The sequence below is a fragment of the Halanaerobaculum tunisiense genome, assembly GCF_054657635.1.
Map to the genome: position 1 here is coordinate 13,990 of NZ_BAAHYI010000001.1, position 14,004 is coordinate 27,993.

At 34.6% G+C, this 14,004-nt stretch carries 14 protein-coding genes; 1 reads left to right on the forward strand and 13 read right to left on the reverse strand.

All coding sequences use genetic code 11. From position 1 onward, the window contains the following. Positions 1–193 precede the first annotated feature (193 nt). A complete protein-coding gene (gene gyrA, locus ACYQ3D_RS00050; RefSeq protein WP_459834774.1) occupies positions 194–2,566 on the forward strand; it encodes a DNA gyrase subunit A in 2,373 nt (790 codons plus the stop codon). Positions 2,567–2,601: 35 nt separating this feature from the next. Here the strand turns inward: gyrA and ACYQ3D_RS00055 are convergent, their stop codons facing one another. From ACYQ3D_RS00055 to ACYQ3D_RS00115, 13 genes are all read right to left on the reverse strand, one after another. Further along, positions 2,602–2,739: a response regulator gene (locus ACYQ3D_RS00055; protein ID WP_459834776.1), complete on the reverse strand. Its 138-nt coding sequence runs from the start codon at positions 2,737–2,739 to the stop codon at positions 2,602–2,604. An 8-nt stretch (positions 2,740–2,747) separates the two neighbouring features. Next, complete coding sequence (locus tag ACYQ3D_RS00060; protein WP_459834778.1) at positions 2,748–4,349, reverse strand: chemotaxis protein CheA; 1,602 nt, start codon at positions 4,347–4,349, stop codon at positions 2,748–2,750. An 84-nt stretch (positions 4,350–4,433) separates the two neighbouring features. Beyond that, positions 4,434–4,628, reverse strand: coding sequence for an aspartyl-phosphate phosphatase Spo0E family protein (locus tag ACYQ3D_RS00065; protein WP_459834780.1), 195 nt, complete (start codon positions 4,626–4,628; stop codon positions 4,434–4,436). 236 nt (positions 4,629–4,864) lie between these two features. After that, positions 4,865–5,449, reverse strand: coding sequence for a tyrosine-type recombinase/integrase (locus tag ACYQ3D_RS00070; protein ID WP_459834782.1), 585 nt, complete (start codon positions 5,447–5,449; stop codon positions 4,865–4,867). A 132-nt stretch (positions 5,450–5,581) separates the two neighbouring features. Next, entirely contained in the window at positions 5,582–6,235 is a 654-nt protein-coding gene (hisIE, locus tag ACYQ3D_RS00075; protein WP_459834784.1) for a bifunctional phosphoribosyl-AMP cyclohydrolase/phosphoribosyl-ATP diphosphatase HisIE, read from the reverse strand. Continuing rightward, the gene (gene hisF, locus ACYQ3D_RS00080) at positions 6,226–6,984 is read right to left on the reverse strand and encodes an imidazole glycerol phosphate synthase subunit HisF (protein ID WP_459834786.1); all 759 of its coding nucleotides are present in this window, start codon (positions 6,982–6,984) and stop codon (positions 6,226–6,228) included. The genes hisIE and hisF overlap by 10 nt, the downstream gene beginning before the upstream one ends. A gap of 82 nt (positions 6,985–7,066) precedes the next feature. After that, the gene (gene hisA / locus ACYQ3D_RS00085; RefSeq protein WP_459834788.1) at positions 7,067–7,795 is read right to left on the reverse strand and encodes a 1-(5-phosphoribosyl)-5-[(5-phosphoribosylamino)methylideneamino]imidazole-4-carboxamide isomerase; all 729 of its coding nucleotides are present in this window, start codon (positions 7,793–7,795) and stop codon (positions 7,067–7,069) included. 509 nt (positions 7,796–8,304) lie between these two features. Beyond that, complete coding sequence (gene hisH, locus ACYQ3D_RS00090) at positions 8,305–8,919, reverse strand: imidazole glycerol phosphate synthase subunit HisH (protein ID WP_459834790.1); 615 nt, start codon at positions 8,917–8,919, stop codon at positions 8,305–8,307. Between the two features lie 126 nt (positions 8,920–9,045). Continuing rightward, on the reverse strand, positions 9,046–9,633 hold the full coding sequence (gene hisB, locus ACYQ3D_RS00095; protein WP_459834792.1) for an imidazoleglycerol-phosphate dehydratase HisB: 588 nt from the start codon (positions 9,631–9,633) through the stop codon (positions 9,046–9,048). 162 nt (positions 9,634–9,795) lie between these two features. Continuing rightward, positions 9,796–11,085: a histidinol dehydrogenase gene (gene hisD / locus ACYQ3D_RS00100; RefSeq protein WP_459834794.1), complete on the reverse strand. Its 1,290-nt coding sequence runs from the start codon at positions 11,083–11,085 to the stop codon at positions 9,796–9,798. 196 nt (positions 11,086–11,281) lie between these two features. Further along, a complete protein-coding gene (gene hisG, locus ACYQ3D_RS00105) occupies positions 11,282–11,929 on the reverse strand; it encodes an ATP phosphoribosyltransferase (protein ID WP_459834796.1) in 648 nt (215 codons plus the stop codon). Beyond that, positions 11,922–13,181, reverse strand: a complete 1,260-nt coding sequence (hisZ, locus tag ACYQ3D_RS00110) for an ATP phosphoribosyltransferase regulatory subunit (protein ID WP_459834798.1) — start codon at positions 13,179–13,181, stop codon at positions 11,922–11,924. The genes hisG and hisZ overlap by 8 nt, the downstream gene beginning before the upstream one ends. A gap of 235 nt (positions 13,182–13,416) precedes the next feature. Continuing rightward, positions 13,417–13,992 carry a cell wall hydrolase gene (locus tag ACYQ3D_RS00115; protein WP_459834800.1) on the reverse strand — a complete coding sequence of 192 codons (576 nt, stop codon included), beginning with the start codon at positions 13,990–13,992 and terminating at the stop codon, positions 13,417–13,419. Between the last annotated feature and the right edge of the window lie 12 nt (positions 13,993–14,004).

The window sequence follows — 14,004 nt, forward strand, 5'->3', positions numbered from 1 at the left end:
ATATAAGATTTAAGATGACAAACTTTTCTCGATCTGTTACAGAATTTATAAATAATTTCTACAAAAATAATACAAGCTATACAAGAAATCTGATATTAAAATTTTACAACTAAATTTTTAATGATATAATAAATATTGTTATCTTAATCTTAATTCAATTTTCAATTATAGATTATAGAAAGGGGCACACACAATGACACAAGAAGAAATTAATCCAGTAACTATTGAAGATAAAATGCGTGATTCTTATCTTAATTATTCCTTAAGTGTAATTATCGGACGAGCATTACCTGATGTAAGGGATGGACTCAAGCCAGTCCATAGAAGGATTCTGTATGCTACCAAAAAGTTAGGTTTAACTCCGGAGAAACCACACAAAAAATCAGCTCGAATTGTAGGTGAGGTATTAGGTAAATATCATCCCCATGGCGATAAAGCAGTCTATGATGCTATGGTTCGTATGGCCCAGGAGTTTAGCCAGCGTTATAAATTAATTGATGGCCATGGTAACTTTGGATCAGTCGATGGTGATAGCGCAGCAGCTATGCGTTATACTGAAGCTAAATTGGCTCCTATCTCGTTAGAACTTCTCAAAGATATCGAACAAGAAACTATTGATTTTGTAGATAACTTTGATGGTAGTCTAGAAGAACCAACAGTTTTACCTTCCCGAGTACCTAATCTATTAGTCAATGGTTCAAGTGGGATTGCAGTAGGTATGAGTACTAATATTCCCCCACATAATTTAAGCGAAGTAATTGAAGGGTTAATTAAACTACTAGATAATCCTGACTTAGAGTTTGAGGAGTTATTAGAGACAATTCCTGGACCAGACTTTCCTACTGGAGGCGAAATTGTAGGTAACGAAGGAATCAAAGAAGCCTATAAAACAGGCCAAGGCAAAGTAGCTTTACGAGGTGCAGCTACTATTGAAGACCGAGGTAGAGGTAGAGAAAGGATTGTAATTACTGAAATCCCTTATCAGCTCAACAAAACTAAACTAATTAAAGAAATAGCTGATATAGTTAAAAAAGATAAAATCAATCATGTTAGTGATGTGCGTGATGAATCAGATAGAGATGGCTTAAGAATTGTAGTTGATCTCAAGAAAAAAGCTGAACCAGAGATAATCTTAAATCGACTCTATAAATATACTTCTCTCCAATCTAACTTTAGAATTAATATGTTAGCTTTAATCAACCAACAACCACAAGTGATGAACTTAAAGACAATTCTCCAACACTTTATTGATTTCAGAAAAAAAGTGGTAACTCGTCGAACAGAATATCAGTTACAACAAGCCAAAGATAGACAACATATTCTGCTGGGCTTAAAAAAGGCGATTGATAATCTAGATCAAGTAATTAAAATTATTCGTAATTCTGATTCAGGCAATAAAGCTAAAAGAAATCTACAACGGGAACTAGAAGTAACTACAGAGCAAGCTAAAGCAATCTTAAATATGAAACTACAAAGATTAGTTAGTTTAGAAATTGAAAAGTTAGAAGATGAATTGGCTGAGTTAACAGCAGAAATTGATTCTTTACAGACAATTCTAGCTGATGACCAAGAACTTAACCACTTAATTAAAGAAGAATTACTAGAAATTAAAGAAGAATACGGGGATAAACGACAAACTAAACTAATCAAAGATGACTCCAAGGCTGAATTGGATAAAAAAGATCTAATTAAGGATAAAAAAGCAGTCATCTCGCTATCTTATAATCACAAATTAAAAAGAACTGATAGTAAGGAAAATATCAGAACAGCTAAAAACGATAAAATCACTACTGTCTTATCCGGACGCAGCCACGATAAACTCTTATTCTTTACTCAAACAGGACAAGTCCATCTGCTAAAGATCCATCAAATTCCTGAACACCATGGTCTATCCACTGGAGATCCACTATCTGATTTTCTCCAGCTTCCACTCAACGAAGAAATTGTGGAAGTAGCTATTCTCAAGGAAGAAATAGAAGATAAATACATTACAATTGCTACTCAACAGGGACTAGTCAAAAAGACACAAGCTAGTGAATATAAAACAAGTGTTTCTTCAATTAAAGCAATTAACTTAGCAGATGATGATCAAGTAGTTGATGTTACAATAACTGATGGCCAACAGAATCTCATGTTAGGTACACAGGAAGGCTACACTATCCACTTTGCTGAAGAAGAAATAGCTGCTACTGGTAGAAATACTAAAGGACGAAAAGGGATTAAACTCCAAGAAAACGACCAAGTAATCAGTTTAAATACTACCAACCAAGCAGAAGTAGTGATCACTCTTACTAAAAATGGTCGCGGCAAAGCTAGCCCTATCTCAAATTATAAACTCCAACAGAGAAATGGTAAAGGCATTCAAACTATGAGTAGTGACGATTATCAAGTATTAAATTTAATAACTGCTCAAAAGGAAGAACAGATCATTCTAGTTACAGAAACAGAAAATTTATTATGTAAAAAAGTAGCAGATATTACAACCACTAAACGAATGGGGAGTATGTACCAACAACTTGATTTAGAAGAAGAACTAGTAGACATTATTAAACAACCACAATTTTAAACTAAAAAGGGATACGACTCAAGTCGTATCCCTTTTTATCTATATCTAAAGAAATAGAACCAGAAGGCTTCAAAAGCACCTAACTCTAGAGCTTGAATAGTAGTCTGCTTACCTTCAATAGTTACACTACTTAACATCACTACCGGAATAGCTTTCCCATTCAACTTAGGCATTTCCACATCTAAACTGTAGTAATTTCTTCTACATTAATGATTGAAGCTATATTACCATCACCTAAAATAGCTCCTCCAGCAATCTTTTCTATATCTTCAGATAAATCATTAATTCGCTTAATAACTACTTCTTGTTGACCAATAATTGAATCAACTATTAAGCCATAATAATCATCTTCAACTTCAACAATTACAGTAGATATTTCCTCTTTATCAGCTACATCTTCAGGTTTATTTAGTTTATCTCGTAAAGAGATCAAAGGAATTACCGCACCACAACGCTGAATAACCTCTTCTTGTCTGATTGTTTCTATCTCATCAGGAGTAACATCTACAATTTCCTGAATGAATTCTAAAGGAATCAGATACTTTTGATCTGCTACCTCAGTTAAAAAACCTTGAATAATAGATAAAGTCAAAGGCAGTTTAATGGTAAAGGTTGAACCTTCTCCTAATTTAGAATCTATCTTAACTGAACCATTAAGTGACTCAATTTTATTGCGGACTATATCCATTCCTACTCCCCGACCAGAAACATCACTTACCTCTTGAGCAGTAGAAAAACCAGCTGCAAAAATTAGATTGATTATCTCCTGGTCAGACATAACATCTAACTCTGCTTGATCAACTACTCCTTTTTCTAGAGCTTTCTCTTTAATTACTTCTGGATCAATTCCTGCCCCATCATCTTCAATCTGGATTACTACATTATTACCTTCATGAAAGGCGGATAATCTCACCAATCCTTCTCTAGGCTTACCTGCTTGTTCTCTTTCTTCTGGCTCCTCAATACCATGATCAATAGCATTTCTAATCATATGTACTAAAGGATCACCAATTTCATCAATAATCGTCCGATCCAGCTCAGTTTCTTCTCCTTCAATTACTAAATTAATATCCTTATCTAATTCCTGAGATAAATCCCGGACTAACCGCGGAAAACGATTAAACACTTGACTAATCGGTACCATTCTCATCTCCATAACCGCATCCTGCAATTCAGTAGTTACCTTGCTTAAAGGCTTCAACTTTTTATTTAACTCATCTAAATCATAGTTCTCTCCTACTGATTCCACTTGCATCCTTTTAATCACCAACTCAGCAACTAAATTCATTAGTGAATCCAATTTTTCCACATCAACTTTAATCTTACTATTGGATTTTAATCGTTTTGATAAATCAGGGTTATCTGTAGCTGCTTGAGATTGATTTTTATTGCTTATAACAGAATCCTCTTCTTGGTTAGCAATAGAATTAAGCTCCCCAATCAATCTTTCTAGCTTCTCTTCAGCTACTCCTTCTGGATTACTACTTAATAATTCTAAATTATCTACAGCAGCAAATAAAACATTAATAATTTCAGTCTCTACAGTTAATTTATCATTTCTAAATAAATCCATCACATTTTCCAACGCATGGGCCAACTCACTTACTTTATCAAAGCCCATTGTGCTAGCCATTCCTTTTAAACTATGAGCCGCTCGAAAAGCTTCATTGATTACTTCTGTATTCTGTGGATTATTCTCTAACATCAATAAAGAATCATTTAGTATATTCAAATGCTCTCGCGACTCGCTAGCATATAATTCCTGAAACTCATCCATATCCATAAACTTATCCTCCCTCCCCACTACTTGATTAATTCTGTGACTCTAAATCAATCTCCTCTTCTAATTTTAACTTATAATGTTTACTTATTTTTTTGATTTATCTATCATATATTCTAGAATTTTTCTATCAAGTTCTTGGCTTATCTGATTAACTCTTTTACTTTGTAAACTAGTTTCTTTGATGGCTAATTTTAATTTAATCCTCATTTGTTCAATTTCCTCTTTCAACTTTTGTGATGTAGTTATAATAATCCCTCCCTTATTACGATTACTTAACATAATTAATCTTTTGTTAAGTAATCCATTAAAAAAATACAAAATACAAGAGTATAATTGATTTTTCAATTCTATTCTTGTAAAAATAAGGGTTTTTTGTTTATAATAAATAATAGAAGAATAAAAATACCAATAAAAAAATTTTAGAAAAAGCAATTAATTAAATATAATTTAATTAATTGTAAAATATTATTAACAAAAGATTAAATTTGTTAATATAAGAAAAGTTTTAAATAAACTTATAAACTAACTTTATCATATGCTTTATTAACATCCTTTTGTTCAATACCTAAATAATGTCTGGTAGTGGATGTACTCGCATGTTTATATTTAGCCTGAATAACCTCGATACTAACTCCTTCCTGATGAGCGTGGTAACCCCAAGTTTTTCTTAAAGTGTGAGTCCCAACAGCCAAATCTCCTAATCCTACCTCTTGACACCAACGACATACTAGTTTATAAGCTTGCACTCTACTAATACTTCTACTCTTCTTCCTTAGATTATAGATTAAATGATTATCATAGTCATTAACTATATTAGTTTGAGTTATTAATAACTCAATAGCTTCTCGAGCTGATTGATTAATTTTAATCACATTTCTTTTATCCGTTTTTTGTTCTATAATCTCAAATGTATCCTTGATTCTTCTTGTAGCATCTATTACATCTCTAATTTTAAGTTGTAATAAATCACTGATTCGTAGGCCAAAATTAATCCCACAAACAAATAATACATAATCTCTATATTGATTCTTTCTCTGTAACATCTGTTTAATCTGCTTTATCTTTTGCTTATCCCTAATTGGATTAACTCTATTTCCCATCTAATCTCCTCCTATTCCTGTAATTAATATAATCACTTTTATAACCAATAATCAAGCCTGATAACCTACACTATTATAAATTATATCCCCTAAGTATAAAAACTTCTGCCCGCAAGGCAGAAGTCAGTAAATCTATCTTCTATTTTTTAATTCTTCTAAAACTTCTTCAATAGAAACATCATAATAAACTAATGCTACTAACAGATGATAAACTAAATCTGCACTTTCATAAATTAACTCACTTTGGTCATTATCTTTAGCAGCCATCACTACTTCTGTTGCCTCTTCTCCTACTTTCTTTAAAAAGGCATTTTCTCCTTTTTTATATAAAGAAGATGTATAAGAATCAGGTTGCGGATTTTCCTTTCTATCCTTAAGCACTCGATATAATTCATCTAATATTTCTGTATCTAGCTGATCATAAACTTCTGCTGGATCAAAAACTTTTTCTTCTTCCTCCCGATTCTCTCTTTTGATCTCCCGATAAAAACAAGATTTATGTCCTGTATGACAAGCTCCTCCTGTCTGCTCTACTGTAAGTAATAAAGTATCACCGTCACAATCATATTTAATTTCTTCTACCTCTTGGATATGGCCTGAAGTCTCTCCTTTCCACCATAATTCTTCTCGACTACGACTCCAAAAACAAGTCCGTCCTGATTTAATAGTCTTTTCTAAAGATTCTTGATTCATATAAGCCATCATTAGTACTTCTTTAGTATCAACATCCTGAATAATGGCTGGAATTAAACCATCCTCATCAAATTCTAAGTTATTTATAGACATCTGATATGAACCCCCTCTTGTTGTAGATAATCCTTAACTTCTTTGATTGTGTACTTTTTAAAGTGGAAAATAGAAGCTGCTAAAGCAGCATCTGCTTGGCCTTTAGTGAATGCTTCTTTAATATGGGTTAAGTTTCCTGCTCCCCCAGAAGCAATTACTGGAATGTCAACTGCTTGACTAATTGTTTTAGTTAATGATAAATCATAACCGTCTTTAGTCCCGTCACTATCCATACTAGTTAATAATATTTCCCCAGCTCCTAATTCTTCTGCCTGCTTAGCCCACTTAACAGCATCAAGCCCTACCTTTTTTCTCCCACCATGAATATAAACTTGCCACGAGTCAGCTTCTCTTTTAGCATCAATAGCCACTACTATACACTGACTACCAAATTTTTTAGCACCTCGTTTGATTAATTGCGGATCTTTTACTGCCGCTGAATTAATGGCAACCTTATCTGCTCCTGCCTTGAGTAATTCTCGCATATCCGCTGTACTTCTAATTCCGCCCCCAATCGTAAAAGGAATAAAAACTTCTTCAGCTGTTCTTCGGACCATATCTATCATTATTTTTCGTTTATCACTTGAAGCTGTAATATCTAAAAATACAAGTTCATCAGCCCCCATTTGATCGTATAAAGCAGCTAATTCTACTGGATCACCTGCATCTCTAATATCAACAAAATTAACTCCTTTAACTACTCGCCCTTGATCAACATCAAGACAAGGAATAATTCGTTTAGCTAACACTTAAACCACCCCTTCTTAACAAATTGAGAATTGACAATTGAAAAATATTTTTTATTATTTGACCTTAATTGTAAATTATCAATTATCCATTGTCAATTTGTTTTATCGCTTCCTCTAAGTCTAATTTCTCACTATATAAAGCCTTCCCTGTAATTACTGCCTTAACTCCATCCGATTCTAATTCTTTAAGATTCTTAATATCATCTAGACTCGAGACTCCTCCGGAAGCAATAATATTAAGTCCTGTCTTTCGGGCCAACTCCCTAGTAGCCTCAAGATTAGGGCCACTTAATGTCCCATCCCGACTAATATCAGTATAGACAACCCACTCCACCCCTTGCTCCTTCATCTTCTTACCTAACTCAATTGCTGAAGTAGCAGAAGTTTCTAACCAACCTTCAGTAGCAACTTGTCCATTTTTAGCATCAATCCCGACTACTATTTTTTCTGCTCCAAATTCCTTGATAGCTTCTATAACTAATTCAGGATTCTTGATTGCTGCTGTACCAATAATTACTCTAGCAACCCCAATCTCTAAATACTTTTGGATAGTCTTAATCTCTCTTATACCCCCACCAACTTGAACCGGAAGATCTGTAATTTCTATTATCTCTTTAATCAAATCCAAATTCTTAGGTTTTCCATCTAAGGCTCCGTCTAAATCAACAATATGTAACCTACTGGCTCCTTTGTTGGCCCATAAGGTAGCCATCTCAACTGGATTACCATAAGTAGTCTGTTGCTCAAAATCACCTTTATATAGTCTGACACACTCACCATCTTTAATATCTATAGCAGGTATCACTTCCATATTTTCCCTCCTTAATTTTTTAATAAAAAATTAACAGAAAATTCAACAGCTAGTTCGGAAAAGCTACTTTGTAGCTTTTTTCCGAGTAACTTTTATTGAACTATAAAAGTTACCAAAAGATTTCAAGGGAGAACAATCAATGTTTTCTGCCAGTAAAAAATGGCTATAATATTTAGGCAGTCTTAGTTCATATATTACTTACTAATTTTAACTATAGGGCACTGATTGTTCTAAATAAATCTAAAGCAGAGCAATCTTTTTCAGTTTCTAGGTAAGAGTTTCACAACGACATTTGAATTTTTTAGTAACGAATCTTAGCGAACTGAAGTAAAAATAAGGCTTGAATTATCTAATTTGCAGGACATTAAATTAGATTAGCCTTATTTTTAAGCAGGGAGCTGTAGATGAGTTTGAAAAAATTCAAGAAGTGAGAAAACTCTTTCCTAGTACACTATAAAAATACCACTTTATATCAATTAATCTTCACTTCAATTCTCCCTTGTAAATTATTAGTTATTAACTATTTGGCCGAAATTTTTAAGTATCTGTAATCCATCTTGACTGCTCTTTTCTGGATGGAACTGAACTGCATAAATATTATCCTGAGCAATACTTGATACAAACTCCATTCCATAATCAGTTGTAGTAGCTATTACTTCTTCATCTTCTGGCTTAACATAATAAGAATGGACAAAATACTGAAATATACCATCATCTAACTTATTATAAAGCTTAGTTTCCTGATTAAGTTCAAGTTGATTCCATCCAATATGAGGAATTTTCAGGCCTAAATCAGCCGGGAACTTCTTAACTTGACCTGAAATAATATCTAAACCTTTAGTTGAACCAAATTCTTCACTAGTAGTAAATAAGAGTTGTAATCCTAAACAAATCCCTAATAAAGGAGTTCCTTGCTTAACTACTTCTTGGAGAGGTTCTACTAACTTAAGTTTTTGCAAATTATCCATTGCATCACCAAAAGCCCCTACTCCAGGTAAAACTACTCCCTCTGCTGACAAAATTTCTTGCGGATCTCTAGTAATTTCAGCTTCATAACCTACTTGGGCAAAACCTTTAGCTACATTTTTTAGATTTCCCATCCCATAATCTATAATCTTAATCATTTTAGCACCTCACCTTATTAATTGACAATTGATAATGTATAATTTACAATTAAATTCCTAAAACTTATAACACTCATTATTTTATTATTTAATTCTAATTGTCAATTATCAATTCTTCCTTGTAAATTATTCTAATTGGCCCTTAGTCGACATAACCCCTTCAATTCTATCATCTATCTCTACTGCTTGAGCTAAAGCCCGAGTAAAGGATTTAAAGATTCCTTCAATAATATGATGGGTATTAGTCCCCGCAATCATTCTAATATGCAGATTTAATCCCGCATTATAAGCTAGTGCTCTAAAAAATTCCTCTACTAACTCTGTATCAAAATCCCCGACCTTATCCTGTAACCCTGTAACAGAATACTTAAGATAATACCTACCACTAAAATCAATAGCTGTATGTAACAGTGCTTCATCCATTGGTACAAATTGATCCCCATAACGTTTAATCCCCTGTTTATCTCCTATAGCTTCTTGAAGCGCATCCCCTAGCACAATCCCTATATCCTCAACACTATGATGAGCATCAATTTCTACATCTCCACTAACCTCTAATTTAAGGTCAAATAAACCATGGCGAGCAAACAACTCTAACATATGATTTAAAAAGGGTACAGGAGTATCTACTTTAGCTACTCCCGCTCCATCTAAATTTAATTCTAATTCTATCTCAGTTTCACTAGTCTTTCGTTCTAGCTTCGTCTGACGCACATTAGTTCCTCCCTCTAATATTAATGGACAATTTACAATTAAAAAATCAAAACCGCATAATTTCTTGATTTATCTTAAAGGTTTAAATAGTCCTAATTGTCAATTGTTAATTGTAAATTATAAATTATTACCACCACTGGTTCCTCACACTGACACTAGATATCATTCCTCTAATCGGACTTTAATACTATTAGCATGAGCATCTAAACCTTCTACCTCAGCTATCTTAAGAGCTGCATCTTTAACTTTATCCAACCCAGCTTTAGAATAGTAAACTACACTTGATTTTTTAATAAAATCATCGATATTAAGTGGTGAATAAAACTTAGCTGAACCTCCAGTTGGCAGGACGTGATTTGGCCCGGCTACATAATCCCCAACTGGTTCAGCAGCATACTCCCCAAGGAAGATTGCTCCGGCATTCTTTAGTTGGCCTAGAATAGAAAATGGCTCAGTAACCTTAACCTCTAAGTGTTCCGGGGCAAACTGATTTGTCACTGCAATAGCCTCCTCTAAATCCGAGACTACAACTAAAGCTCCATAATCTGTTAAAGCCTGCTCGGCAATCTCTTGGCGAGATAACTTCTCTAGTTGTACCTCTATCTCCTGTTGTACCTCTTGAGCTAATTCTTGGGAAGTAGTTACCAATACTGATGAAGCCATAGGGTCATGTTCAGCTTGAGATAATAAATCTGCTGCTACATAACTTGGATTAGCATCTTTATCTGCTAAGACCAAAATCTCACTTGGCCCAGCTAACATATCAATATCAACATAACCATAAGCTAACTTTTTAGCTAGTGTTACATAAATATTACCTGGGCCAACTATCTTATCTACTTGCTTAATTCCTTCTACATCAAGACTTAAAGCTGCTATAGCCTGAGCACCACCTACCTTATAAATAGTATCTACTCCCACTTCACTAGCAGCTACTAAAGTATAAGGATTTAAACTACCATCTTGACTTGGGGGCGTAACCATAACTACTTCTTCTACTCCAGCTACCTTTGCTGGGACTCCATTCATTACTACCGAAGAAGGATAAGCAGCTCGGCCACCTGGTACATAGATCCCTACCCGCTCTAAAGCAGTAAATTTTTGTCCTAAAATAACTCCATCCTCTTTAATATCCATCCAATCTTCTCGCAATTGCTTAACATGAAACTCCTCTACATTAGCAATTGACTGTTCAATTGCTTCTAAAAATTGCTCATCAACTTGCTGGTATGCTTCTTCAATCTCCGCTTCACTGACTTCTAGATTAGTAAGCTCTACTCCATCAAATTTAGCTGTATAATCTAGAACTGCCTGGTGTCCTTTATTTTTAATATCATCCCAAATATCCTGGACTACTTCCATCTGTTCTGGACTATCAAAGGAAGAACGATTCAAAATCGTAGCTAACTTATCCTTAAACCCCTGCTGGTTGGCACTTAATACTTCTAGCATACTAATTCCTCCTTATTATCTCAAATTAAAATTTAGTCGTGAGCTATCTGCTATGTGCTATTAGCAGATTTTCACGGAGAGTCCATAGGACTCATAGGAATTCAAAATCTAGCACCTTATAATTACTATATTTTAAGGAGTTGAACTGTGTTTATGACTTTGAATTTGCTCATGACTCATAACTCATAGCTAACAACTAATTTCTACTCTTAACTACTTTTTTCACTCGATCAACTATCTCCCTGATTCTTTTATCTTCTGTTTTATAACTAACTTGATTAACAATTAATCTAGCCGATGACCTAGCTATCTCTGCAATCTCCACTAGATTATTCTCTCGTAATGTAGTTCCGGTAGAAGAAATATCAACAATCATATCCGCTAACCCAATTAAAGGAGCTAACTCAATCGAACCATTTAACTTGACTAATTCCACCTGAAAGCCACGCTGGGTAAAAAATTTCTGAGCTACATTAGTATACTTCGTTGCTACCCGCCCAGTTAGTGGTAACTCAGCTAAAGAAGTGACCCCTTTGTCTTCAGGTAATGCCACCACTAATCTACAAGATCCAAACTCCAGATCAGCTACTTCATAGACATCAGCTTCTGCTTCTAGTAAAATATCCTTCCCGGCAATCCCTATATCAGCTACTCCATGCTCTACATAAGTCTGTACATCAACTGCTTTAGAGAGGATAAACTCCACCTCACCACTAGGATCAGGTAGAACTAATTTCCGCGAATCATCATCTAATTCTCGATGAACTAAATCCGCCTTTCTTAAAATATCAACAGCAGTACTAAACATTCTTCCTTTCGGTAAAGCTACTCTTAATTTATTCATTCTCTCCCTCCCCCTCTAGCTTAATCTCCCTTACTTCTCTATCCAATACTTCCTGTGTAGTATAATCAACTGTTAAGTTTTGCTTACCAAGAACTAAGATTCTATCTATACCTTTACTTTGAGCGTACTCAATCACTTCCGACAACTCTCTTTGGGCAAACTCAAGTTCAACTTGATAGCCTTTAGCTCGTAGATCAGTAGCTAAAGAAAAACTTACTTCTTTCTCTTTAGCAGTAGTCCGAATCAGTACTGACTGATTAGCAGTAGCAAACTGATAACCTTGTTTTTGTAAAGACAACAATAATCTTTCTGTCCCAATAGCAAATCCAGTAGCAGGTACCGAATAACCAAAGTCCTCTACCAGACCATCATAGCGTCCTCCACCACAAATAGTATATCCTAAATCTTGCGTATAACCCTCAAAAACAACTCCTGTATAATAATCAAAACTACGGACAACTCCTAAATCAATACAAATATGAGACTCGACAGCAAATAATTCTAAGTTATGATAAACTTCCTCCAAATTATCTAGAGCTTGTAAAGAAGCTTCGTTAGTAACTAAATCTCTAGCTGTAGCAAATACCTCTCTTCCACCTCGTAATTGAGCTCCTTGTAAAATTGCTTCCTGTTGTTGTCCAGTCAAATCAGCTGTTGCTAGTAATTCCTCTAACTTAACAAAATTTCGCTGGGAAAGAGCAGTCCTGATCTCAGACTGTAAATCATCATCTAAATCAGCTGCTTCCATAACCCCTGTAAAATAATCGACATCTCCAATGTCAATCTTAAACCTCTTAAGTCCTGACTGAGCTAAAGCTTTTACTGCCAAGGCAATCACTTCTGCATCTCCTACAGGAGTATCTACTCCAAATAATTCAACTCCAGCTTGATAAAATTCGCGATAACGACCAGCCCGAGGCGTCTCATGACGAAATACATTACTCTGGTAGGATAATTTAAGTGGTAGTGGCTTATCCTTTAGCTCTGTAGCTACTAAACGAGCTATTGGAGCTGTCATCTCCGGCCGCAATGCCACTATCTCCCCTTGCCGATTAACAAATTTATACATTTTATCCTGCAAACCTGAAGTTGCTGTTGCTAATAAATCATAATACTCCAAAGTAGGAGTAATTATCTCCTGGTAACCCCACTGAGAAAAAAGTTCCATTAATTTATCTTCTACTTGTCTCTTAGAAGCTGCTAACTGTGGTAAATAATCCTTAGTTCCTTCAGGACGTTGTAATTTATTCACTATTCTAGCCTCCTTTATTACTTTAATGCTTTAAAGCGATGATTTATTAAAATATAACATATCTCATTAATTCTGTCAATCAATAAATTTATGTTTGGTATGTCGTATGTCATAAGCTATGTGTCATGAGTAAGTTCAAGCCTTTAAATTATTATGTTTTAACCTTTCCTCACTCATTCCCCACACTCACACTTTAACTTAACTAAACAAAAAACCCTAGACTATAAGCCTAGGGTTACTTAGCAAAAGTATGATCTCCTATTCTAGCAGTCACTTCTTTAGTCTGAAACCAGGATATAAAATCAGCTGTTTGCGGATTATAAAAATATAAAGCTCCTTGGGAAGGATCAACTCCAGATAAAGCTTCTTTAGCTGCCTGATAAGCACTAGAAGTAGGTGGTAAATTAATCTGGCCATCCTGGACTGAACTAAACTGTTCCTTTTGGTGAATTACGCTATAAATAGTATCTGGAAACTGATTACTAGCTACCCGATTAAGTATTACTGCTGCTACAGCTACTTGACCCTGATAAGGTTCACCTCGGGCTTCACCATTAACAGCTTTAGCCAACCACTTAAGTTCATCTGTAGTATGATCTCTAGTGCTAATTTCCTCTTTATTAGTTGGTTCTCCGTCCTCAGTCAACCAGTTGATTGTTAGAACCAATACACCAGTTACTAGTAATCCTTTATAAGCTGTTTCTTTATCAATTGTAACCTCGCCTGCTTGAGCTAAAGGAGAAGTAACTAATAGACTGACTAATAAAACTACTAAAGATAAACTGATAGTCTGAATTATTCTCTGTCTCATTTATCTGTCACC

Coding starts and splice junctions, on each gene's coding strand:
- gyrA (WP_459834774.1), top strand. CDS start 194: ATGACACAAGAAGAAATTAATCCAGTAACTATTGAAGATAAAATGCGT.
- ACYQ3D_RS00055 (WP_459834776.1), bottom strand. CDS start 2,739: ATGCCTAAGTTGAATGGGAAAGCTATTCCGGTAGTGATGTTAAGTAGT.
- ACYQ3D_RS00060 (WP_459834778.1), bottom strand. CDS start 4,349: ATGGATATGGATGAGTTTCAGGAATTATATGCTAGCGAGTCGCGAGAG.
- ACYQ3D_RS00065 (WP_459834780.1), bottom strand. CDS start 4,628: ATGTTAAGTAATCGTAATAAGGGAGGGATTATTATAACTACATCACAA.
- ACYQ3D_RS00070 (WP_459834782.1), bottom strand. CDS start 5,449: ATGGGAAATAGAGTTAATCCAATTAGGGATAAGCAAAAGATAAAGCAG.
- hisIE (WP_459834784.1), bottom strand. CDS start 6,235: ATGTCTATAAATAACTTAGAATTTGATGAGGATGGTTTAATTCCAGCC.
- hisA (WP_459834788.1), bottom strand. CDS start 7,795: ATGGAAGTGATACCTGCTATAGATATTAAAGATGGTGAGTGTGTCAGA.
- hisH (WP_459834790.1), bottom strand. CDS start 8,919: ATGATTAAGATTATAGATTATGGGATGGGAAATCTAAAAAATGTAGCT.
- hisD (WP_459834794.1), bottom strand. CDS start 11,085: ATGCTAGAAGTATTAAGTGCCAACCAGCAGGGGTTTAAGGATAAGTTA.
- hisG (WP_459834796.1), bottom strand. CDS start 11,929: ATGAATAAATTAAGAGTAGCTTTACCGAAAGGAAGAATGTTTAGTACT.
- ACYQ3D_RS00115 (WP_459834800.1), bottom strand. CDS start 13,992: ATGAGACAGAGAATAATTCAGACTATCAGTTTATCTTTAGTAGTTTTA.